We start from the raw sequence: 24613 nt of genomic DNA on the forward strand, positions 1-24613 counted from the left end.
TGTCCACAAACCTTTGGAGAACTGGATTTTAGCGGGTTTATGAAGGATATGTTAGGGGAAGCCGCTGTCGCCGTGATTCTGGCTAGCAATTATAACGGCTCCGGTTTGCTACTCAAAACTAAAAAGGAAACGCGCGGATAATTGTCTCATTTTGCGAATGGCATTTCGCTCGGGCCTTTTTCTGCGATGCTGTCAAGGGGGTAAAACAGGAAAACAATTAGGAAATTTGCAAGCATTTCACGCATTATTCCGCTTGCTAGCAAGAAAATAATCGCTGCCAATCCCGCGCGCCGAGATAATACAGGCGATTTAGGCAAACAAAAATGTTAATTTGGGTAATTTGACTGTTATTTTTCCATGAGGAAAGCTTGTCACTCCAAAATGTCTAGGTAAACTGTGGGAACTTTTCCGGATTCTCATTTTGAGTTTTTAATCCCCACTTTAAGGAGAACTAACTATTCCTGAGTAACGGCTGAGGTGTGCGAATCTGATCAAGCCACGCTTTTGTCTCGCCAAGCGTTGGCCCACCTCGCCGCCCCGTGGACAACCTTGTTTAACTTCTCCCTCGGGGAAGTTCCCACCGCTTTAGGTTTGTCCTTACCCAGTTTGACAATTTTTAAGGAGATTTCTTGTGTCCACAGTAGCTTTGTTGATGATGAACATGATGCTAGCCAGCGAACAGCCCCGCACTTATGCCGAGGCTTATCGCCAAACCAATGAAAATGGCAAGCCTCTGGTGGTGTTGGTAGGAACCAAATGGTGCCCCGGTTGCATCAAGATGAAGGAAGAAGTCATTCCACAAATGCAAGAGCATGGAACCCTGTCCAAGGTCAACTTTACAGAGGTCGACGCCGAGACCGACACCGAATTGGCCGGACAATTACTAAACGGCCGCAAATTGCCCCAATTGGTCATGTTTATCAAAACTGATTCCGGCTGGAAAAAAACGCAGATGGTCGGAGCCAAGTCTGAGGCCGAAATCGACGCTTTCTTACAAAATAACATGGCCAAACCAACAGTCCGCTTTAGCAGTGTGCAAACTCCAGCTAGGTAATCGCCCTGTTTAATGTCTCAAAATGCGACTTCCGGAAAAGATGTAGCATTTCTGGTACTGACCAGGACAACTGATTAAAAAAACAAAGAGGAACTGGCCAAAAAAAGCCAGTTCCTCTGTTGTTAATGCCATCGACAAAAAATGTTTGACCGTAACGCCTGCAAACACCCCAAAATAATCCAACGCCTAAGCGTCATGTGGAAATTAAATTCTGGAGGGAAAAACCAACTCTGGGGCGACAGGCGGTCTTTTAATCAAGCGTTTACACTAAATCCAGCTTGCGCTTTCTTTGCTTTGAGATTCGGCATTCCAAGCAAACACCCGTGATAATCCAGCGGTGGCCGCTTACACGAAACTGGTACTGCTTGGCGACTGATTCCCTCAATTCCTGTAGTTCGGAACTTTGGAATTCAATTAATTTATCACAATCCGTGCAGTGGAGATGATCATGTTGGGGGTAGCCGTAGTCATGCTCATAGACGGCCCGCCCATTCAAGGTCATCTTGCGTAAGAGCCCGGCATCGACCATTTCCGAAAGTGTCCGATAGACAGTGGGCCGGCTGACATGTTCCTTATGTTCTGTTTGCAATAAGTCCGCCAAGAGTTGATCCGCGTCAAAATGCTCATGTCGCGCAGCGACCTGTTGCACGATGATTCTTCGCTGCTGGGTGACTCGTTTTCCACGACTTTGCAAAAACTCTTCAAAACGAGCCAAAGGTGTCAACGCAACCTGCACCGTTTCTAATTTGTATTCTGTCGTCATAATAATCCTAACTATCTGTTAAATATAGAGTTGCGCAAAACAAGCCTATTCCTCCACGGTTGATCGCTCATTTCCATTTTAGGCGATCAAACCGAGGTTACAAGCTTAACAAAAATTTGCCCTTCGTCCTGGGCGATTCTCTTTATAAAACCCAGACAGAAGGCCAAAAATGAGACCAGGAGATATTTTTCAAATATCTTATTGTCAAAAATGCCAAAAGTCCTAGAATATAGTTACAAGATCGATTTACATGAAAACTGTGCCAACAACCATCGAAAGTTCTGACGCCGGACTGATTTGCCTGTTGCGCAATCAGGGTCCACAGAGTATTTCACAAATCTCGCAGTCCATGAATGTTACAGCTACGGCTGTGCGTCAGCGGTTGGCACGACTGATGAGTTTGGGTTTGATTGTCAGAAAACCTTGGAAAGCTCCTCGCGGACGTCCTGGGCATCATTACACCCTGACCGAAGAAGGATTACGGAGCGGAAGTAACAACTTTGCCGATTTAACGATCGTCATTTGGCAAGAAATTCGGGACATCCGTGACCCCCAAATTCGCACGGGCTTACTCCAGCGTCTGGCCCAGCGATTTGCCAAGGAATATGCCCCGCGGGTGCAAGGATCATCCCTTCGGGAACGATTAGAGTCGATCGCCCGCATTTTTACCGAAAAAAGCATTCCTTTTAACGTGGAGACCGCCACCTTCGAGTCACCCAGTAAAAACAACGTTATTAGCACAAGTGATCCAGATAATAAGGTTAGCGGGACAAATAGTGCATCGCTAACCCCAAATTCATCCGCTTTGCCGATCCTCACCGCCCATGCATGCCCTTACCCGGCACTGGCAGAACAGGATCGGGGAATTTGCGCGGTGGAAAATTTGATGTTAAGCGAGTTAGTGGGCCAACGGATGAAACTAACAGAGTGCCGGTTAGACGGCGGGGCCTGTTGCCGCTTTGAAACCTCGCCTTAGGCGTCTATAATGCCGGGCTGGGTTTGTGTGGAATAAATGCAATTTTTACAACATTTTATGAGGATTACGTCAAACATGACACTCCCCTGGATTGAAGGCCGGTTTGAAGAAAACGTCATCACCACCACGGTAGAACAAGCGATCAATTGGGCCCGGCAATCCAGTTTGTGGCCGATGACCTTTGGGCTGGCGTGCTGCGCGATTGAAATGATGGCCGCGGGGGCCAGCCGGTATGACCTTGATCGGTTTGGTGCGGGTGCGTTTCGCGCAACACCCCGCCAGGCGGATTTGATGATTGTGGCGGGAACGGTCACCTACAAAATGGCCAGCCGGGTGCGCCGTTTATACAACTTGATGCCCGATCCCAAGTACGTGATTGCCATGGGTGCCTGCACCACGGGTGGCGGTCCCTACTTTAAGTGGGGTTATCACGTGGTCAAGGGCGTGGACTTGGTCGTGCCCGTTGATGTTTACGTGCCAGGTTGCCCGCCGCGTCCCGAATCGCTTTTGGAAGGGCTAATGCGGATTCAGGACAAGATCATGGGACATAAAATTGCCAAGCGTTTAGAGGGTCCGGGCAAAATAAGCGATGAACTGCCTGTGCCGCACCATTCCGGGTATGTCAGTCCCCCCTTTGACACGGATCTGGTCTTTGATCATCAAAAAATTACCGGCTAACGGCCAAACATTAACATTCGAAAACCCGTTACATTCCGGCCAGGAATTGTGATTATTGCCAATGACCCGCCTCATCGCGGACGTCTCAAATGATCCCTGGCATTTGATTCACCTATCTTACCTTGTATTGACGCACGGAAAACATGAAAGAAGTTTTACGCATTTCGAATTTGCATGTCAGCATCGATGGCAAGCCCATACTAAAGGGGGTTGACCTGGAAATTGGCCGCGGAGAGACCCACGCGCTCATGGGACCCAATGGTTCCGGCAAGAGCACGTTAGGCTATGCGATCATGGGCCACCCCAACTACGAAGTGACCGACGGCTCCATCGAGTTGATACTGGAGGATGGCAGTGCGATCAATATTTTGGAACTAGAAGCCGATGCCCGTGCTCGCCTGGGAATCTTTTTGGCCTTTCAGCGGCCAATGGCGATTCCCGGCGTCAAAATGGCGGACTTTTTGCGTCATGCCACGACCAACGTTCGCCGCCCTGATCGCAAGGAAGGAGAGGAGCTTCTCCCCATGAAGGAATTTCGCCAAGACCTGCGCGGAAAAATGAGTCAATTAAAGATGGACGCCGAATTTGCCCGCCGTTATGTCAACGAGGGCTTTTCCGGCGGCGAAATGAAGCGATCGGAAATTTTGCAACTGGCCATGCTGGCCCCGAAATTTGCGATACTTGACGAGACTGACAGCGGTCTGGACGCCGACGCCGTACGATTGGCCAGTCAAAGCATTGCCGAAATTGGCGGCTCCAACATGGGCATCTTGATCATCACCCATCATGAGCAACTGCTGGAACATAACACACCGGACAAGACCCATGTGATGATGGGAGGCCGGATTGTAGAAACTGGCGGCCCGGAATTGGCGGCGGAATTGCATAAGCAAGGTTACGAGCGGCTTCGTTCGGCACATCCCGAAGCGGCCGCCGCTGAACGAGAAATGCTGGCCGCCTCCTAGGGACCGCTGTTGACCGTTCTAAGGATTAGCCATTTACAGCAACAATTTTGGCAGCGCGGACAGCGATGCGAATCGGATGGCGCTTTAGCAAAGCTGTCAACTAACCTGATGATCTTAGCCTTAACATGTTATTGCTAAGGGAGATCCATCTTGATTGCATTTACTGCGTTGCCCGGATTTCAATCACTCATATTTGCACCACTATAAATAAAAGTAGGTACTCCCATGGCTGCTGACACACTCACAACCACTTTGCCTCCGACCGAGTCGGACCAGATTGGTGAAATCAACAAGTATGATTTTCGCACCGTTTCTACCCCAATTTTTAAGGCGCGTAAGGGCTTGGACGCCGAGATTGTCAGTCAAATTTCGGAAATGAAGAATGAGCCTGACTGGATGCGGCAATTTCGGTTGGAGGCCCTGCAAACTTTTTTTGATAAGCCGATGCCTAATTGGGGGGGAAAGATCGACCTGGATTTCCAGGATATCTTTTACTACCTCAAGCCAGCCGATCATCAGGGCAAATCCTGGGACGATGTTCCAGAGGAAATCAAAAAGACGTTTGACCGCCTAGGAATTCCCGAAGCGGAAAAAAAATATTTGGCCGGGGTTAAGGCCCAATTTGAAAGCGAAGTGATATACGGTTCGCTTAAAGAAGACCTTGCCGAAAAAGGGGTCATCTTCACCGACACTGACACCGCCGTGCGGGAATATCCCGACCTGGTTCGGGAGTATTTTGCGACGATCATTCCCCCCGCGGACAACAAATTCGCCGCGCTCAACAGCGCCGTATGGTCCGGAGGTTCGTTCATTTATATTCCCAAAGGGGTCAAAATTGACTTTCCCCTGCAGGCGTATTTTCGCATCAATGCCGAAAGCATGGGCCAGTTTGAACGGACACTGATCATTGTGGACGAAGGGGCCCAAGTTCACTATGTGGAAGGTTGCACGGCCCCCATGTACACCACCGAAAGCCTGCATTCGGCCGTGGTGGAAATCGTGGTTAAAAAGAACGCCCGCTGCCGCTACACCACCATCCAAAACTGGGCGAACAACATTTACAATTTGGTGACCAAGCGGGCGGTCGCCTATGAAAATGCCCTGATGGAATGGATCGACGGCAACCTGGGGAGCCGACTCACGATGAAGTACCCCGCGGTGTACATGCTGGAGCCCGGCGCCCGGGGGGAGATACTGTCGATCGCGTTTGCCTCCTCCGGCCAGCACCAGGACGCCGGGGCCAAGCTGGTCCACGGCGCGCCGCGAACCAGTGGCCGGATCATTAGCAAAAGCATCAGCAAAAACGGCGGGCGCGCCAGCTATCGTGGACTGGTCAAAGTGGAAAAAGGAGCCGAAAAATCCAAAAGCAATGTGGTTTGCGACGCTTTGATCCTGGACTCTAAAAGCCGCAGCGACACTTATCCGTACATTGAACTTGAGGAGCAGGATGTGGCCATCGGCCACGAGGCCAGCGTGTCGCGCATTGGCGAGGAACAACTATTCTACTTGATGAGCCGCGGCCTAACCGAGGCCGAGGCCAGCACCATGATCGTCAGCGGCTTTATCGAGCCTTTGGTCAAGGAACTTCCCATGGAATACGCGGTCGAAATGAATCGTTTGATCGAATTGCAAATGGAGGGTTCGGTGGGCTAGGCCGGCTTCCGCCAATGAACCTTGGTATTTTCCCGTAGCATGTTTGGATAACTTTTAATGACGCCCACGACTCCTATTGGCCCGCATTCCACCGAATCCTTTGAACAGTTCCTCAGTCAACGCTCTGAGCCGGCATGGCTTACCGAACAGCGCCGGCAAAACTGGGCGTTGTTTGAACGTCTCCCCCCTCCTTCACGGCGTGACGAGGAGTGGCTGCGGACCGATATTCGCTTATTTCGCTGGGATCAATATCCCCTGCCAACAGCCGGGGCCAGTAGTTCTAAACTGACTGCGACACCATTATTGACCGATGGCGTTGACCTGTGCGGGCGCACGGTGGCATTGGATAGTCACTTGATCACATCGGAACTAGACCCCGCTCTCTCCCGCCAGGGGGTGATTTTTTGTGGCCTGGAACAAGCGGCAGCCAGCCACCCCGAATTGGTCCAGCGTTATCTGGGATCGGTCGTGGCGGCGGATACGGATCGCTTTTCGGCATTGCAGGGGGCCTGCCATAGCGGTGGCACGTTTCTATATGTTCCCCGCGGGGTAAAGCTCTCCCAACCGCTGCACACGTTGACGGCTCTTAGCCCTCAAAATTCCGACTTTAGCCATTTATTGGTCGTGTTGGAGGCCGGGGCCGAGGCCACCTTGCTTAGCGAGACCGCGGGGGACCAGCATGCCGGTGGACTGCATAACGGAGCCATCGAACTGATTTGTCATCCTGGGTCAAAGTTGCGTTATGTCAATTTGCAAAATTGGGGCCAGGGAACCTGGCACTTTGCCCAGCAAAAGGCGCTCGTCCATAGCGGCGCCCAACTGCAGTGGACGATCGCTGCGCTTGGCTCCCGCTTGGCCAAGGTCAACCAGCATGTGGCGCTCATTGGGCCAGACGCGCAAACACAGGTCAATGGCGTCATGTTTACCGAGGGAAAGCAGCATTTATCCTACAATACGCTGCAGCACCATGTGGCCCCCCATTGTCAGAGCGATCTCTTATATAAAGGCGCGCTCCAGGATAAATCGCGACTGGTCTGGCGCGGAATGATCAAGGTTGATCCCGCCGCGCAAAAAACCAACGGCTATCAGCGTAACGATAATCTGATGCTCTCGGACGAGGCCCGGGCCGACTCTATCCCCGGTTTAGAGATCGAGGCCGACGACGTCCGCTGCACCCACGGCGCGACCGCCGGACGCGTTGATCAGGAACAAATCTTTTATTGCCAAACCCGCGGCCTCACCCGCAAAGAAGCCATTCGCACCGTCGTCACCGGCTTTTTTCAGCAGGTCTTTGACCGGATTACGATCGAAAGCGTCCGTAATGCCCTGGGCGGGGCGATCAATCGCCGCATTCGTGAATTTGCCTAAATTCGGGTATGTCCGGCGAAATTTAGATAATTGCAAAATAGCATTCTCATACAAACGATAGAGGGGAATCACCGTCATGGCGGAATATATGAGAGTTGCCGCGGTGAGCGAGATCGCCGATCCAGGCAAACTATTGATCGAGGTGAATGGCGAATTGCTGGCGCTTTTTCACGTGGGTGGAAAATTTTACGCCCTGGACGATGTTTGCACTCATGATGGCGGCCCCCTGGCCGATGGCAAATTGGACGGTCTGACCATTGCATGTCCACGACATGGGGCCAAATTTGATATTTGCACCGGAAAAGCCCTTACAATGCCCGCTACCCGGGCCACCCGCGCCCATCAAGTCGAAGTGCGTGGCGACGCGGTTTATGTTAAACTGGCGGAATAGGCACATACTAAAGTTTAACGGCTATTCCAACGGGGGTATTACTTTATGTCCACCGTCATCTTGACAGAATCGCCCCTAACCACGGCTCCCCCCGCGGACGACGATGGTGTTTCTCCGATAGTGGTGCGATTTGCGCCTCTTATCACCCTGGATGACCAGGCCTTCATGCAGTTCGCCGACCAAAATCCCGAATATCGCTTTGAACAAAATTCCGCCGGAGAATTGGTTATCATGGCACCCACGGGGATGCAATCGGGATCATCGAATTTCGGCATTATAGGCCAATTGTTTCTGTGGAGCCAAAAACATCGTTTCGGCAAATGCTTTGAATCCTCGACGATGTTCAACCTGCCCAATGGCGCCCGCCGCTCGCCGGACGCCAGTTGGATTACGCAGGAAAAATGGGATCAATTATCAAAGAAACAACGCCAACTATTTGGGCCATTTTGTCCCGACTTTGTTGTGGAGCTGCGCTCGCGCACGGACCGGCTACGCGATCTGCAAGCCAAAATGCAAGAGTACCTGGCCAATGGCGCGCAACTGGGTTGGCTGATCGACCCGCTAAACAAAACCGTCCACGTTTATCGACCTGGACTACCTGTTGAGATTTTGACCAATCCCCTTATGGTCTCCGGAGATCCGCTCCTTCCTGGATTTGCGCTGGAACTAAATGAAATTTGGGAACCCACCTAGAGGTGCCTTATGGCTACTGTCACAATAAACGCTGTCCCATCCACAACTCTCGCGGATAATGACGGCATTGCCCCTATGGCGGTCCGGTTAGCACCGCTTATTCAGTTGGATGACCAGGCCTTCATGCAATTGGCCGACCAAAACCCGGATTACCGCTTTGAACAAAATTCCGCTGGAGAACTGGTGATTATGGCCCCCACGGGAGGAGATTCAGGTAATCAAAATTTTGATCTATTGTTACAACTGGGCATGTGGCATAAGAAACATAAATTGGGCAAATGCTTTGATTCCTCAACGATGTTCGTCTTGCCGAATCGAGCACGTCGCTCGCCCGACGCCAGTTGGGTGGCAAACAGTCGTTGGAACGCTTTGACAAAAGAGCAACAAAGATCATTTCCACCTATCTGTCCAGACTTTGTGATCGAGTTACGGTCCCCATCCGATCAACTCCATGTATTGACAGACAAAATGGCCGAATACCTGGCCAATGGCGCGCAACTGGGCTGGCTGATCGACCCGCGAAACAAAACCGTCCACGTTTATCGACCTGGCAGCGAACCGGTTATCCTGCAATCTCCGCCGTCCGTTTCCGGTGAGCCGCTGTTGCCGGGGTTTACACTTGATACCACGGAGTTATTCTCTATTTCAGTGGAATAACCTTGTCATCACGCGTGGGCCTCTCCGTGTATTGATAAAACTCATTCCCTATCACATTAAAATTATGCCTCTCACCGAAGAACTCATCCGCGAATCACTCAAGCAGGTCATCGACCCGGAATTGTTTGTCAATATTATTGACCTGGGCCTGGTGTATAACGTCACAACCGCCCCGGCAACCAGTATTGCCCAACCCGCGACCGTCGACGCACCGCATGGGACTGCGGCCATCGATGCCCATCATCAGCCCGCCATCGTGCCGCACGTACATTCCGCCGATTGCAACCATCATGGCCATACCGCGCACACCACTGGCCAAGCGGGCGATATTGCCGCAACCTCAAATCTATCTTCAGTGACAAACACGGCCACGACCACCAGCATTCCCGCCACGCCCCCCGCGCAACCCGCGGTACTGGATCTGGCCTCGGCGGTCGCCGCGGGGCAGGGGACTGCCGACGCCCCATTGACCGGAACTTGTGGAGGCGAATCACTTTCCACTTCAGGAGATTGTTGCGCGTCAGCCGACGGTAATAATGCCACGCCGCATATTCAACCAGAGTTCGAAGATATCTTTATCGAAATGACGCTGACCAGCCCCGCCTGCCCCGCGGGTCCGCAACTGATTGCCAATACCAAACAAGTCCTCGGCCGTCTCGAAGGTGTCAACAAAGTCGAAGTCCGCCTGGTCATGATTCCTCCCTGGACGCCGGATAAAATGACCGAGGCCGCCCGTGATCAATTGGGTATTTTTTAAAATGGTCGCCAAACTTAAAAATTATTTTCATAACGAATAATTATCTTTGGCTGCAACTTAGGCGTAGCGCATTTTGACTGGCGCGCTTTTCCCTGCGCTTCCAGAAAATTTCTTGCATTTCCGCGCGCAGAGGCCTAAACTACAACTTCTTATCCGATTCGCCTGGTCATTCAGCATAATACCCGGGCTATGTGTCGCTTTCTCCTTTATTGTCCTTATTCCCCTTAAAAACCATGCCCCAGTTCCAACTTGACCGCCGCGCGTTTGTCTCCACCAGTCTCGCCGCCAGCGCCGCCCTGGCCGCGTCCGCCAATGCCATCGCCCAGGCCGATCCAAAGAAGATCAAGGTCGCGGTCATTGGCTGCGGCAGCGTGTCAAATATGTACCTGCCGCATTTGTCCAAATCTCCCCATGTGGAACTTGTCAGCGCGTGCGACATCATCCCCGAACGGGCCGCCGACCAAGCTAATAAATTCAATATCCCTAATCACTATCCCCATATCGATAAACTGCTCGCCGGCGCGCCGTTTGATTTGCTGGTCAATCTGACCGACATGCAGGAGCATGAGCGGCTTAACAAAATCGCGATCACCGCCGGTAAACACGTCTGGAGCGAAAAACCGCTGGCAAACTCCCTCGCCGCGGGACAGGACCTCTTGGCCCTGGCCAAAAAACAGGGCGTGCGCATCTGGGGCGCCCCCGCCATGGTCATGAGTCCGCAGTTCGCCTTTATGGCCCAATCCTTTAACGCCGGCAAGTTGGGCCGTCCCGCCGCCGCTCATGCCACCTATGGGCACGAAGGCCCCGGCTGGTCCGCCTTTTTTTATGAGGCTGGCGGCGGCAGCATGCCCGATCTGGCCGTGTACAACTTTACCACGCTGACCGGCATCCTTGGCCCGGCCAAATCAGTCGTTGCCATGACCAGCATTGTCACGCCCGAACGCCATGTGACCAAGGGGGGGACCATCAAAGTCGCCGCCGAGGATAACGCCATGGTTCTCATGGAGCATAACAACGGCCTGATCTCCCACGTGCAAAGCGGCTTTAACTACTTTAACCCCCACGGCCACGACGGCAGCCAGGAACAGCGGCACACCGTCACCATCGTCGGCAGCAAGGGACACATGGGCCTGGTGGGATACGACTGGGCGCCCCAAGGGGTCGATCTGGCGACGGAGGACCAGCCCCAGCCCCAGCGGCACGCGACCGACGCGGGGGATTTTGTGTGGCAAATGGGGGCTTCCCTGGCCGCCCGCACATTGGCCACCGGCGAAAACCTGCTGATCACGCCGGAGCACGCGCTGCACGTGCTAGAGATCATGCAAGCCGCGCGGGAATCGCAAAAAAACGGCCAGCGAATCAAGCTAACGTCAAACTTTAAATGGCCGGTGGTGGAATAGGGGAAAAAAGTAGTAGGCACGGTCCTCCGTGCCGTAAATGCATGGGTGATTCAAGCACTTGCGGTTTTAAGTTGTGCCATTGCGCATTCTGCCAGGAACCGGGTACCCCAGGAACTTGTTCCTGTGCCGCGCAGCGGCAAGAAGCAATTTCCTTGCCAACACACTTGAATCCCAACATACCGGGTACCCCAGGAACTTGTTCCTGGGCGGCGCAGCCGCAAGAAGCAATTTCCTTGCCAGCACAGTTGAATCCCGTTAAACTTATTCCATGTCCGACAAACGGCGGATCACCGATGATGAACTATACGCCCACTTCCTCAGCTTTTCAGTCGCACGGCGGCGAAAATTGTTCAGCCTCGACCATCCCAAGCGGATCCTCCTGGGCGTGCTCAATCAACAACTGGAAAACTGGCAGGCACGCTGCGTGGGCTTTGTCATCATGCCGGACCACGTGCATGCCATCATTTGGTTGTCCCAAATTCAGCAGCTTTCGGATTTCATGCGGGACTGGAAGCGGCACTCCAGCTTTCACATTCGCAACTGGTATCGCGACACGGCTCCCAAGTATTTTGCGGAATTCAGCCTGGGGGACAAATTCTGGCAGGCAAAGTACTATCCGTTTGCGATCTATACTCGCAAAAAAATGGAAGAGAAGCTCACTTACATGCACCAAAATCCCGTCCGCGCGGGACTGGTCGCCAAAGCCGCCGATTGGCGGTGGAGTTCCGCGCGTTGGTATCATGGACGCCGCAGCGTGGGCGTGCCGATCCGCTGGGTGGAATGTGACTAGAATTGCGAAAGGTGAATCAAATGGGATACATACTCCCGGAAATGCTTCTTGCGGCTGCGCCGCCCAGGAACAAGTTCCTGGGGTACCCGGTTAAATTTAAGCGGTCAACTGGCGATGCGACTGAAGCAAATACCAATTTTGTGGATATTGGGCATCAACTGATTCCCAATACACCATGACTGTTTTTACACGCACAACTGTAACCCTTACCCGGTGAGTCAATGCTTTATATTTGTGCCGGAACGATTCTACTAATATGCAGATGCACGCTATCACGATCACGGGCCATCGTTCGTGTAAGTATGCACCGATTGGCATTCCTCATTTTGTTGAGTTGTATAATGTTACCCGCAGCGGAAATCAACAATCAGACAATTGATTATTATAGAGCAAAAGTCAATCAAGCAAAGTCCAGTCTTCCTGATTACGAAATCAATTATATTTTTTTAAAGTTAATGTTACAAGACATTAGTTCAGCGGTTACTGAAGCGCATATCCATCAATGCATCGATATGTTAATGGAGCTTAAGTCACCGATTGCAATAGATCTTTGTGTCAAACATTTGCTTGACAAACCTGCGTTTAGCGGTAAATTTATTTTTGTGTTCGCCAACAATCCGCCCACCACATATAATAAATTATGTGATTATCTGCTTACAACAAACGAGGAAGGTCTGCATAAACTGATAGATTATATATCCAAAAATGAACTTCCTGCTAAAGCTCGTGAAAAATATATCTATTATGCCGCTTGTTGTTTAGTTCATAGTCAAGATAAAAAGCCGTTGCAAATCCAAGCCTATCTGCAATACCTGTACTCCCGTTATGAAGAAAAGCTAATTGATGATATAGGAAATGCCATACAAAAAGTTAAGATCGAGAGTCCCAGTGGTAGAGGTCGTTAAGATACACTCCCCATGCATCTTGCCTTTCTTTGGGAATATGGCGCGGGATTGGGGCACCTTGCCCAGATTGTGCCCGTTGCCGCCGCCTGCGCCGCGCAGAGCCTTCACGCAAATGGCAGACAGCCGTTATAATTTAAGGGCTTGTCAGTTTTTTTACGTATTGCCTGGCTGCGTGCCTTTATGAATTGTAATTTTATCGTTCGCGCGCTTGTAATGGGGGTGCTTGGCAGTGGAGCTTTTGTGGGGATTGCCACCACATCCAACAGGACGGATTCCCAGCCTGTTTCACGACAGACTCCATACGCGGAAATTCAATGCCTGGACGCCGACACCGGACGCGGCATCCCCCTGGTCGAGTTGGAAACCGTGCATGGACTGCGCTTTGTTACCGATAACGCGGGGCGGGTGGCGCTCCATGAACCTGACCTGCTCGATCAAGAAATCCACCTTTCCATTCACGCCCACAATTATCACGTACCCGCAGACGGATTTGGCTTTCGCGGCGCGCGAATCACACCCCGTGTCGGCCAACCCGCCTTGATCAAACTCTCCCGCAGTCAACCAGCCGAGCGGCTATGTCGTTTGACGGGGACGGGGCTTTTTCGCGATAGCCTGCTGTTGAAATATGACATTCCCCCACAATCGGCGGCCCCCTCGGGCAACGTCGCTGGACAGGATTCCATTCAAGCAGCCCGTTACGGCGATAAAATTTTTTGCCTGTGGGGGGACACGCTACGCCTGGCGTATCCCCTGGGGCTGTATCGCATGGCCGGTGCCACACTGCCAATTCCCAACCCCACCGATCCGGAAAGCGACCCGGCCGACGGGTTGGCTTATCAATACGTTACCGACGAAAAGTCCGGCTTTGTCCGGGCCATGATGCCCTTGCCCGAGCGACCCGCGGGGGTTATCTGGATCTTTGGCCTGGGCGTGGCGCCGGATGCCAGCGGCAAACCTCGGCTGTTTGGCCATTACTCGCGGCGCAAGGGTCTGGATGGCGAGTACGAACAAGGGATAGCCGTCTATCATGATGAACTAAAAATCTTTCAGCCCGCTTATGAACTCCCCTTGGGGGAAGTCTGGCGGCGACCGTCGGGCCATCCGCTGCTGCATGAGGAAGATGGCCAAAAATGGATATATTTTGGCAGTCCCACTCCGAATGTCCGCATACCTGCCAAATGGGAAGCCGTTATCGACCCCGCCCAGTATGAGGCGTACACTTGTTATGACCCCCAATCGGCGGGAGGAAAGTGGCGTCCACTGTTGAGTTCAAATGGTGAGCCACAGTGGCGTTGGCAGCGAGACTTGCCCCCGGTTACTTCAAAGCAAGAAGCCGAGTGGGTTGCCGTGGGAATCATCAAGCCGGAATTTACCCGCTATTTGCCTGTGAATGTTGCGGATGGCATGGAACGGGTGCAACTACATAGCGGCACTGTCCGCTGGAACGCTTACCGGCGGCGTTGGATTCTTATTGCCGGCCAAATCCAGGGCACCGCATCGCATTTAGGCGAAGTCTGGTATGCCGAGGCCAAGCATCCCACCGGACCCTTTAGCAAAGCCAGCAAAGTTGCCACGCATGACCGGCAGACATTTTATAATGTGTGCCACCATGACTGGCTGGATAAGCAGGCTGGCCGGGAGATCCACTTTGAAGGGACCTACACCAACGAGTTTTCCGGCAATCCACACAAAACTGCCCGTTACAATTATAATCAAGTGCTCTATCGCCTGAACCTGGATGCGCGGGAGTTGCGGGAAGCACGGGTGGAATAACCCATTTAGCGATCGATGGTGAGTCGTGGGTTTAGACAGCGTCGAACTTGTCATGAGTGTTGAAGAGCATTTCGGTATTCGACTCAAAGGGGACGAATGCGCTGAAATAAAGACGGTGGGTGATTTAGTACAACTATGCCAAAAATATTTGCTCGCCGCCCATGAGCCCCGTTGCCGACATATCGGCGCTTTTTATCAATTGCGCGAACTGGTGCGGCAGATTTTGCATGATCCGTCAGCGCGCATTCGCCCACGCGAGAGCATCGCCGCCCGACTGACAATTAGGCATAGAAAGATTTTGTGGCAAAGATTATCAACAGTGTTAAAGGGGGAACCCCATTCACTCCGCCGACCGCCACTGCTGCGTCGGGCACTCATCATGCTCTGGGCGATATTGGCGGCGGTGTGGATCTGGCCGGCTATGGCGTGGGATGTGCGAATATTGCCCCTCTCGCTCCTGTTTTGTGTTGCCACGGTATATGTCCTGCACATCATCACTCTCCCCCTACGCTGGCATCCCCCGAAAGATTATCAAACTTTTGGCCAGGTAACCTTGCAAGCCGTGGCAGCCCAGGCGGCGACAAAGTCGACTGACAGGACGGATTTTGTCTCAACTTTTTTGCAGGTGCGCGGGATTATTCTTAACAACCTGAACGTCAAGCCAGATGCCGTCACCCCCGCCACGCGGTTTGTGGAGGATTTGGGCTTTTGAACCCGCCTGTTTACATGGAATTGCGGATCATACGGGGTTTGTGGACACTCGGTTTGATTTTGTGCCACGGGTTGTGCTAAGGTAATTGGCGGGAAATATTTTTTTGTATATTATTGCCAAGATTTTTGCACCAAACGCGAAACACCAATTATCCACACGCGGAGGGCGTGTCGCGGTGATCTTGGGCGGGCTATTTTTGCATAGGAATGAATCATGGACATTGGCGATCAACTGCAAAAGCTGCAAAAATTGTATGAAAGCGGCGGTCTGTCACACGCGGAATACGCCAAAGCGAAGGATCTGCTGCTGAATTCGGCGGCGGCCTCCACCACGCCCAATTATTATCAAGCGCCGGATTTTTCGGCCGCGGCGGAGAATTTTGTTCCAGAAGCGCCCTTACCCGTGGCGCAGCCGGTGATCACCGATGCGGAGACGCGACAATGGGGGATGTTTATCCATTTTTCGCTTTTGGCCGGGTTTTTAGTCCCCTTTGCGGGGTTGATCCTGCCGATTTTGATATGGCAGGTGAAAAAGAACGAATTGCCCGGCGTGGATATTCATGGCAAGATCGCGGTCAATGCGATCATCACATTTTTGATATACGGCATATTCAGCATCCTGCTTTGCTTTGTGCTGATCGGTATTCCACTGCTATTTGCGTTAGGCTTGGCGGGGATCATTTTTCCCATTATCGGCGGCATTAAGGCCAATAACGGCGAGGCCTGGAAGTATCCCCTGCTGATTGAGTTTATTTAGTAATGGGATGATCAGGCAGCGCGACATACAGCCAATGGCGAACCCCGGCTCATTGACATTAATTCTTTGCGGGATAACAATCTGGGAACTGTGTGGGTGACTATTCCCATTTGATTCTCAACTAAGCGGCCAATATGCCCTGGCGCGAGAAATTGTTGTGCTGGTTTGGGCCTAGCTTGTTTGCGGGAATATCCTCGGGCGATTGGTGGGCGCTATTGCGTGAAAACCGCTTGGCAGTTGATCCGCCCTACTGGCTGCGCGCCGCAATCATTAGCGGCGGTAGTCTTTCCAACGCCCTTTTGCGCCGCCTTGAAGACTGGTTGTACAGCGCACGCATTTCCGCGACACAGATTCAACCGCCGTTGTTTGTCCTGGGGATTTGGCGGAGCGGCACCACACATTTGCATAATTTGTTGGCCGTGGACCGCCGGTTTGCCACACCAAATTGGTATCAGGTCTCGTATCCGCACACTTTCCTTACGACCGAGGGGATTTACTCCAAGGCGTTGGGGGTTTTGATGCCCCGGCAGCGGATGCAAGATAACATGCGTTTCGGGTTGGAGTTGCCAGCCGAGGAGGAAATGGCCCTTTGCATACTGACGCGATATTCACCGATGCTCGGTTGGGTCTTTCCCCGCAATGCGGATCGCTATAACCGGTATGTCTCTTTGCGCGGCGTACCAGAGACGGAGATTATGGCATGGAAAGCCGCGCTGCTGGGGTTGGTCCGAAAACTTACTTATAAGTATCAGCAACCACTACTGCTTAAATCCCCCAGCCACACCGCGCGCATTAGGCTGCTATTGGAATTGTTTCCCGATGCCCGGTTTGTGCATATCCACCGGCATCCGTACGCGGTGATTCGCTCGACGCGGCACACGGTGCGACGGTTTCACGAATTCCTTAGTTTGCAGCGTACAACCCTGGACGCTGATGAATGGTCGATTAGCCAATACCGAAATGTATATGAGGCGTTTTTTGCGGAGCGTGATTTAATCCCGCCGGGTCGCTTTTATGAAGTGCGGTATGACAAACTGGATACCGATCCCCTCACCACGATTCGCGACATCTATTCGGCGCTAGGCCTACCAGATTTTTCCACGGTCGAATCAAAGTTGCGTAGTTATCTCGCATCACAGGCAAACTACCAAAAGAATCGTCACGAGGAGTTAGACAGCGAAACCAAAGTACGCATCGCCCACGAGTGCCCTCGCTGCTTTGACGAATGGGGATATGAGCGGTAAATCGCCTGTAGAATGAGAGTTAGCATTTCTGGCTAAGTTATGTAAAAAAACCACCCTAGCTGTTAAATCATACTATTCCCCGCACCGCCCATCGTGCATTAACATATCATGCCGCATGCGGTACTCTATCACGAAAGAATGCTAGCATTCGCGCGGGAAATTCGCCTTGACCACGCTTGCCGGTTCATCTTATTTTAGTATTGCTGAATTATGGGAAGGGACTCCCACCGCTCGCGCTGGGCGCTGCCGACAGGATGTTGGCCAGCACCCAGGATATTTACTTTTTTTTGGTATGGAGACCCGCCATGTTAGTCCTTTCCCGCAAGGAAAACGAAGAAATTGTCTTTCCCCATCTGGGCATTACTGTGGAGATTTTGCGTGTCGCGGGCAAGACTGTCCGCGTCGGCGTAAATGCCCCGCAATCCGTCGAGATCTTGCGCGGGGAGCTGGCCAAGCTGCAAGAAAACGCGTCCGCATTGCATGCACGGACGACGCCGCACGCCACGCCCGCCACCCCGCTCAGTCACGCCACGCGCAACCAATTAAATAAAGTTAGCCTGGCCCTGGGTCTGATGGCCAAACAACTAGAAAAAGGTTTTACCGCCCAAGCGGAAGAAACGCTAGAGCATGCCATTTTGTTGATGCAGCAATTGGACGATTCCGTGGGATCGGAAGCGCCCGCAAGCGCGATAGCCGCGGATCGGACAAACACATTTGCCAATCCCGCCAACAAGCGGGCCCTGTTGGTGGAGGATGACCCCAACGAACGGGAGCTGCTGGCAGGTTATTTACGATTAAGCGGCTACGAAGTGCAAACCGCGGAAGATGGCATGGCGGCTCTGGCCTGCCTGCGCGAGCGGCCCGCGGATTTGGTGGTGTTAGACATGCAAATGCCTCGTATGAACGGGGCCGAGACCGTGCAAGCCATTCGAGCCAACCCGCAGCTTGACCATACCGAGATCGTGGTTGTAAGCGGTCTGGCCCAGCACGAGACTAAACTGTCGAACGATGAGCGCGGGGTGCAGGGCTGGCTACAAAAACCGCTTGATCCCGCAAAATTGACCCGACATTTAGAGAACACCCTTGTGCGTCATCCTACCGGCAAATCCCCCGCTGGTCAAAAATCCCCGGGCAATCCCAGGCCGGCATTGACGGGACATATTTAACTTGACGGCAATCAACGGGTCGCCGCCAGCGGCGCTGGCGGCTTGCGTTGGGTCCACCTTTCGGCCAGGATTTTTCGCAAGTGATCCACGGTGATCGGCTTGACCAGATGCGCGTCAAAGCCCGCCTGCAATGCTTGTTCGATATCCCCCGCCTGGCCAAAACCGGTCAGGGCGATCAAGTGGATGCCAGCGAATGCGGCGTTCTGGCGTATGTGGCGGGCCACTTCGTGCCCATTCATTCCGGGTAAGCCGATATCAACCAGCGCGACTTGCGGTTGCCAGGTCTGAAGCTGGACCAGGGCTTGCTCTCCGGTGGCCGCGGCCAAGACCTGATGGCCGTCAAGTTCCAGAAGGGCTTGCAGCATTTTGCGATTATCCTCGATATCTTCCACGATTAAGATTTTAAGCGGTTGGCCCGGGGAACGCAGCGAAATGTGGGCGGAATCCAAATTGCCAAGATGGGGCTGATGGACGGATAACGCGTTGTCGGCGGCGACCTCGCCATTGCCGGATTCCGCCACCGCCGGCAGCCAGACATGAAACGTGCAGCCCAGGCCCGCCCCGGGACTTTCAGCGCGGACTTTTCCTCCGTGGCTTTCGACCAAAGTTTTTACCAGGGTCAATCCCACACCCAGGCCACCTTCGCTACTTCCGCGGGATTCGGTAAGTTGGATAAAAGGCTCAAAAATACAGTCTAATTTATCGTGGGGAATTCCCACCCCCTGGTCAATCACGGCCATATGGACCCATTCGGCTTCTCTGCGCAGGACGACGCGGATGGGAGCGGCGTGACGAGAGTATTTTGCCGCGTTGTGAATTAAATTCACCATGACTTGAATTAAGCGCGTGGCGTCGCCGCGTACTAAAAGCGGTTCGGACGGAGTGTCAAAAAACAACTCGCTGGCGTGCTGGCGTAATTGTGGTTCGACGGTCTCACGGACAATATCGCGCAACCCGCGAAGATCGACCAGTTTAAAATTGAGATTAATCCGATTTTCAGAGATTCTGGCCACATCCAACAAATCCAACAGCAGATCGCGCATGATCGAAACTTGACGCGTGATCGTGGAAACCGCGTCCCCGCGCATGGCGTCGGGCGTGCGCTGATCGCGTAAAAGCTGGCTGGCATTGAGGATCGCGTTGAGCGGATTGCGCAATTCGTGCGACAGCATGGCCAAAAATTGCTCGCGCTGGCGGACTTGATTGCGAATTTCCCGTTCCATGGCGATGCGCGGGCCAATATCGCGCGCGATCTTGGAAATGCCGATGACCTTGTTCGCGGCGTCCACCACGGGAGAGATCGTGACCGAAACCTGCACCAACTGGCCCGATTTGTGCACGCGGACGGTATCGATCGCCAAGACCCGCTCGCCATTTAATATTTTGGCCTGATTGGCGGGTATTTCCCCTTGTCTGTCCACCGGCACCAACAATGTAATGGGTTGGCCGATCATTTCGGCGGCGGTGTATCCATACAGCCGCTCGGCTCCAGCGTTCCAACTGGTGATAGAGCCATCGAGCGCGTGGCCAATAATCGCGTCATCCGTGGATTCCACGATTGCCGATAGCCAACGCAGTTTGCCGCGTAGCATTTCCAGTGAGGAAACATCCACCCACATGAGCACGATGCCATCCACCTGATCCCGCGAAAAATACGGGAGCAGCCGCATCAGGTACATGGTGCCATTGTCAGAGGTGGTTTCGGATTCGTATGGTTCGCCGGTGCGCAGCACATCTTGAAGACGTTGATCCAGGTTATCTAGTCGAATTTTTGAGGAAAAAGTATGGATCGGCCTGCCGATGTCGCGTTCCATTAGTTCAAATATGCTATGTACCCTGGAGGTAAATCGTCGAATCCGCAATTCACGGTCTAAAAACACCGTGGCTACATCGGTATTTTCCAACAGGTGGTGCATATCTCGATTTAGTTCGGCCAGTTCCTCGTTCTTGCGTTGATGCTCGGCATTGACGGTGTAAAGTTCTTCATTGAGGGAATGCAATTCCTCGTTGGTGCTTTGCAATTCCTCGTTGGAGGCGATTAACTCCTCGTTTGTCGCTTGCAATTCCTCATTGCTGGTCTCCAATTCTTCCACCGTGGCCTGCAAATTTTCCTGTGAAAAACGCAAATCACTTTCCAGTTGGCGAATTTGATCGCGAGAGGCGTCTAGTTCGGCGGGCGCGGCTTCCATCGCGGGGGCAGCTAGCGGGAGAACTTGGACCGGCTCAAACGAGATTAAAAAATACCGGTCTTGGCCGCCGGACTGCTTTAGCGGAGCAACCGTCAAATTAAAATTTTGCGGACCATCGTCCCCCGGAATGCCAATATTGCCAAATCGCACGCTGCCACGATCCTTGATCGCGCGCTGTAGCGCACCTGACAGCGTGGTCCGAATCTCCCTGGGTATCAAGTCCAACACATCAAGCGTGGGCTGGCGCGAAGGAAACCGTAAAAACTTTTCTGCTCCGCCAAAGGTGTCAATTAAGGCCCGCGACTCGTCAATGAGCAGGCTGGGCGGAATGTACAGTTGCAGCAGTTCATCATAAATGGGTGCAAGCCCATGGGACATACGGGAACCCATGGCCCGCGAACGCCGTTGCTGAACCTGCTGGACCACGCCCAGGGCCGAGGTTACCGGTGCGCGTAAATTGTGGGCCAAACGGACATCGCGGATTTTGCGATACAAGCGCGCCCGATCATTGAGCACCTCGAACTCGCCGCTCAGTTCTCCCGGTGATTCACTCCCGCCTAACAGTAATTCGCCACCCACCCGGAGCCCATAATGAAACAGGGAAATAGCCCGGGATTGGGCCGCTGGTTGAAAATAAATCAATAGGTTGCGGCAAGACACAAAATCGAGATCGGTAAAAGGGGCGTCCCGCAGCACATTATGGGGAGCAAATACAATCAGCTTTCGCAGATCCGCGGTTACCTGATATCCATCCGCGCGGGGCAAAAAGTATTTTCTAAGGTAGTCAGTGGGGATACCACGCAGCACCTCCGGGCGAAAAAAGCCGCGGCTGGCATGTTCCAGGGACTTTTTATGGACATCGGTGGCAAAAATTTTCAAGGGCACGACGCAATTCGTGGCCAGCATCGCCTCTTGCCAGGCAATCGCCAGGGAGTAGGCCTCCTCGCCGGTGGCACAGCCCGCCACCCAGGCACGGATTCCCATCTCGCGGGTATCCTGCCGCAATATGCGGGGAAAAACCGTTTGAATCAAGAGTTCAAATATTTCGGCATCGCGAAAAAACTGCGTCACGCCAATGAGCAAATCACTGTAGAGCAGGTCCAGTTCCGCGGGATTAGTCGCGATTTTTTCGGCATACTGGTCGAGATTTTCCGCTCCCGCCATGGTCATGCGGCGGTAGATGCGCCGCATGACGGTGGTTTCCTTATAGACGGAAAAATCGATTTCATACGTTGTGCGAAATTGCTGAAAGATCGAGTCCAAACCATGCAAATGGTTGCCGCCATCCTCCGACGGCAATTTCTTTTTGCGACTCGCCAGCGGGTTGTCCGCAAAATTTAACAGCTCTTTGCCAATATCGCCCGGGGGCAAAATCAAGTCCACAAAACCCGATGCCTGGGCGCTGGCGGGCATGCCGTCAAACTTGGCAGTTTCCAACGACTCGCTAATTACCAAGCCCCCTTCGCGATGGATATGGGCGATCCCCCGTGTGCCATCCGAACCGCTGCCGGAAAGGATGATCCCTATCGCATGTTTGCCCGCCTCTCGCGCCAGGGACTCAAAAAAATGATCAATCGGCAGTGTCAGTCCCCGAGTCAAATCCTTATCCGTTAAATGCAACCGTCCGTCGGCAATGATCATTTCCTTGCGTGGGGGCAGCAGATAAATCGAATTTGCCTCCACTAGCATGCCGTCTTCCACCACATGGATGGGCATAATGGTGTCCCTGGCCAATAGCTCATACATCATGCTCTTAAAGTCGGGGGACAAATGCTGGATAATAATGAAGGCCATCCCCGTGTCTGGCGGAACTTTGCGAAAAAAAAGTTCGAGTGATTCCAGACCGCCAGCAGATGCGCCAATCCCCACGAGGTAGCGGGGACGTTTCCATCCGGAATTTTCCCCAGCATCTTCCGTGGCGACGGTTTCAGCATTAAAATCTTGTGGCATTATTCATTCCTCCACCGCTTGTATTTGCATATTTAATCTCTTCAGAATCCTAGGCGACAGCAAGAAATGGGCCATATCACGAACCGATTTTGGCATCCGAAAACTTAGTCAGCCATTGTTTGGCTCTACGTGCAAGAAAATAACTTCGTTCTATAAATAATTCTAAATTATTTTGTATTTAACGTTAAATATTTTTTAAATGACACACACCTTATTTCCTCCACTGGCGGCAGCTGGGTGTCATTTTTGCAGTCCCTGTGGATCTCGAGCGTAAGATTACTTTGCGGACTGAGGAACCATAGGTTTTTTTGCAAAGAGGGACCGCCTATCACGGTCCAGAACGAGGAGGATCATTAGTATTCTTGAATCAGATTACCATCACGCGTCAAGAGCGTCATTAGCTGGGGATGGACAAAAAGCTTTTCTTTGCGAACGGTGGGTATCTGACACTTTGTTACTTATGTCGTCGGCAACGACATGTCACCAAAATATGTCGTCAAAACGCGATTTTAGCGACATGACCCCCTAAAAACACCGATTTTTACGCTAAATCTGATAGTCGTACTCGCTCTTTAATACGGTTTCTTGGCCGCGGATTTGCAAACGCGGTTTTTCCATGACCACGGTGCTATGCGGTTCCACGCTTTTGGTAAGCCACACGCTGGAGCCAATGACCGAATGATGCCCCACCACCGTGCGGCCCCCCAGGACGGTCGCGTTGGCATAGATCACGACGTAATCCTCGATCGTGGGGTGCCGCTTGGTTCCCCGGACCAGATTGCCGCTATCATCGGTCTGAAAACTTAGCGCCCCTAGCGTCACCCCCTGGTACAGCTTTACATGGTTGCCGATTTCGCACGTTTCGCCAATCACGACGCCCGTGCCGTGATCAATAAAAAAGTGTGTGCCGATCGTGGCGCCGGGATGTATGTCAATTCCCGTGCGGGAATGCGCGGCCTCGGTCATCATCCGGGGAATAAAGGGGATACCCAACTGATGCAGCAGATGCGCCAGGCGGTAAATGGTGATTGCCTCCAACCCCGGGTAGCAAAAGGTGATTTCATCGATATTGCGGACGGCCGGGTCACCTTCGTAGGCGGCCTGCACATCCAAAGAAAGTTCCTCCCGCAATTGCGGCAGTTGCTCTAAAAATTGGATCGCCTTGGCCTGGCCCAGCGCCTCAAAGTCGCGGTCGTCGGTACACATGTCGCTGGCGCCGGCGTCATGCCGCAACGCCCGACCTATTTGCTGGGTCAGTTTGTCATGCAGACCGTCAATCAAATCGCCGACATGGTACAGCACGTTCCCCAAATGCAGTCCTTCGCGGCGGCGAAAGCCCGGGTACAAAATTTCTTTTAAATCCTCGCAACAGCCTAGTATCACCTCGGTGCTAGGGAGGGGGCAATGACCCAAATGATGGATATGTTGCAGTTCGGAATAAGTCTGCACAATCCGTTGGGTCAAATCAGGCAGCATTTCCTTCAAACGGATATCAGTGGACATGAGGCATTTCGCGCGGATTGAATTTTGCAAACAACTGTTAATATAGGTGATCTGCAAAGAATTTGCAGGTGCGTTCCCAACCCTCCCTGACAAATGCCATCGGCTGCATGCTCGCGCGATTGCAGCAAAATCGCTAGAGGCCGCAGGGCTTAACAATATCGCATGGCCTTGATTATCCCGAAAAATCCCGCAAACTAAATTCCAGCACACCCTGTGAAAAAATTTTTTGGGGCCAGCGGGATTTATCCAACCTTTTGCCACTTATCAATT

General features: G+C 52.7%; 21 protein-coding genes. 18 read left to right on the forward strand and 3 right to left on the reverse strand.

Translation table 11 applies throughout. From position 1 onward, the window contains the following. The first annotated feature begins 631 nt into the window (after positions 1–631). Positions 632–1054: a thioredoxin family protein gene (locus tag SFX18_10010; protein ID MDX1963477.1), complete on the forward strand. Its 423-nt coding sequence runs from the start codon at positions 632–634 to the stop codon at positions 1052–1054. Between the two features lie 262 nt (positions 1055–1316). Here the strand turns inward: SFX18_10010 and SFX18_10015 are convergent, their stop codons facing one another. After that, positions 1317–1817, reverse strand: coding sequence for a transcriptional repressor (locus SFX18_10015; protein ID MDX1963478.1), 501 nt, complete (start codon positions 1815–1817; stop codon positions 1317–1319). A 250-nt stretch (positions 1818–2067) separates the two neighbouring features. Here SFX18_10015 and SFX18_10020 point away from each other — a divergent pair, with 250 nt between their 5' ends. From SFX18_10020 to SFX18_10100, 17 genes are all read left to right on the forward strand, one after another. Continuing rightward, positions 2068–2793 (forward strand): winged helix DNA-binding protein, encoded by a 726-nt coding sequence (locus SFX18_10020; GenBank protein ID MDX1963479.1) that lies wholly within the window; start codon positions 2068–2070, stop codon positions 2791–2793. A gap of 75 nt (positions 2794–2868) precedes the next feature. Beyond that, on the forward strand, positions 2869–3471 hold the full coding sequence (locus tag SFX18_10025; GenBank protein MDX1963480.1) for an NADH-quinone oxidoreductase subunit B family protein: 603 nt from the start codon (positions 2869–2871) through the stop codon (positions 3469–3471). A gap of 143 nt (positions 3472–3614) precedes the next feature. Next, the gene (gene sufC, locus SFX18_10030; GenBank protein ID MDX1963481.1) at positions 3615–4436 is read left to right on the forward strand and encodes a Fe-S cluster assembly ATPase SufC; all 822 of its coding nucleotides are present in this window, start codon (positions 3615–3617) and stop codon (positions 4434–4436) included. Positions 4437–4661: 225 nt separating this feature from the next. Continuing rightward, positions 4662–6089 carry a Fe-S cluster assembly protein SufB gene (gene sufB / locus SFX18_10035; GenBank protein ID MDX1963482.1) on the forward strand — a complete coding sequence of 476 codons (1428 nt, stop codon included), beginning with the start codon at positions 4662–4664 and terminating at the stop codon, positions 6087–6089. A 57-nt stretch (positions 6090–6146) separates the two neighbouring features. Further along, positions 6147–7457 (forward strand): Fe-S cluster assembly protein SufD, encoded by a 1311-nt coding sequence (gene sufD / locus SFX18_10040; GenBank protein ID MDX1963483.1) that lies wholly within the window; start codon positions 6147–6149, stop codon positions 7455–7457. A 76-nt stretch (positions 7458–7533) separates the two neighbouring features. Next, complete coding sequence (locus SFX18_10045; GenBank protein ID MDX1963484.1) at positions 7534–7848, forward strand: non-heme iron oxygenase ferredoxin subunit; 315 nt, start codon at positions 7534–7536, stop codon at positions 7846–7848. 45 nt (positions 7849–7893) lie between these two features. Then, the gene (locus SFX18_10050) at positions 7894–8541 is read left to right on the forward strand and encodes a Uma2 family endonuclease (GenBank protein MDX1963485.1); all 648 of its coding nucleotides are present in this window, start codon (positions 7894–7896) and stop codon (positions 8539–8541) included. A gap of 9 nt (positions 8542–8550) precedes the next feature. Continuing rightward, on the forward strand, positions 8551–9198 hold the full coding sequence (locus tag SFX18_10055) for a Uma2 family endonuclease (GenBank protein MDX1963486.1): 648 nt from the start codon (positions 8551–8553) through the stop codon (positions 9196–9198). A 64-nt stretch (positions 9199–9262) separates the two neighbouring features. Then, entirely contained in the window at positions 9263–9955 is a 693-nt protein-coding gene (locus tag SFX18_10060; GenBank protein MDX1963487.1) for an iron-sulfur cluster assembly protein, read from the forward strand. 233 nt (positions 9956–10188) lie between these two features. Beyond that, a complete protein-coding gene (locus SFX18_10065; GenBank protein MDX1963488.1) occupies positions 10189–11355 on the forward strand; it encodes a Gfo/Idh/MocA family oxidoreductase in 1167 nt (388 codons plus the stop codon). A 268-nt stretch (positions 11356–11623) separates the two neighbouring features. Continuing rightward, the gene (locus SFX18_10070; GenBank protein ID MDX1963489.1) at positions 11624–12145 is read left to right on the forward strand and encodes a transposase; all 522 of its coding nucleotides are present in this window, start codon (positions 11624–11626) and stop codon (positions 12143–12145) included. A gap of 341 nt (positions 12146–12486) precedes the next feature. After that, positions 12487–13050, forward strand: a complete 564-nt coding sequence (locus SFX18_10075; protein ID MDX1963490.1) for a hypothetical protein — start codon at positions 12487–12489, stop codon at positions 13048–13050. Positions 13051–13230: 180 nt separating this feature from the next. After that, on the forward strand, positions 13231–14823 hold the full coding sequence (locus SFX18_10080) for a hypothetical protein (protein MDX1963491.1): 1593 nt from the start codon (positions 13231–13233) through the stop codon (positions 14821–14823). Between the two features lie 52 nt (positions 14824–14875). Then, positions 14876–15535: a hypothetical protein gene (locus SFX18_10085; protein MDX1963492.1), complete on the forward strand. Its 660-nt coding sequence runs from the start codon at positions 14876–14878 to the stop codon at positions 15533–15535. 213 nt (positions 15536–15748) lie between these two features. Further along, positions 15749–16291, forward strand: coding sequence for a DUF4870 domain-containing protein (locus tag SFX18_10090; GenBank protein ID MDX1963493.1), 543 nt, complete (start codon positions 15749–15751; stop codon positions 16289–16291). 134 nt (positions 16292–16425) lie between these two features. Next, on the forward strand, positions 16426–17535 hold the full coding sequence (locus SFX18_10095) for a sulfotransferase (GenBank protein MDX1963494.1): 1110 nt from the start codon (positions 16426–16428) through the stop codon (positions 17533–17535). Between the two features lie 305 nt (positions 17536–17840). Further along, the gene (locus SFX18_10100; GenBank protein MDX1963495.1) at positions 17841–18701 is read left to right on the forward strand and encodes a response regulator; all 861 of its coding nucleotides are present in this window, start codon (positions 17841–17843) and stop codon (positions 18699–18701) included. 11 nt (positions 18702–18712) lie between these two features. Here the strand turns inward: SFX18_10100 and SFX18_10105 are convergent, their stop codons facing one another. Next, entirely contained in the window at positions 18713–22840 is a 4128-nt protein-coding gene (locus SFX18_10105) for a chemotaxis protein CheB (protein MDX1963496.1), read from the reverse strand. Between the two features lie 546 nt (positions 22841–23386). After that, positions 23387–24343: a serine O-acetyltransferase EpsC gene (epsC, locus tag SFX18_10110; GenBank protein MDX1963497.1), complete on the reverse strand. Its 957-nt coding sequence runs from the start codon at positions 24341–24343 to the stop codon at positions 23387–23389. Positions 24344–24613: the final 270 nt, after the last annotated feature.

The sequence above is a fragment of the Pirellulales bacterium genome, assembly GCA_033762255.1.
Taxonomy (GTDB): Bacteria; Planctomycetota; Planctomycetia; order Pirellulales; family JALHPA01; genus JANRLT01.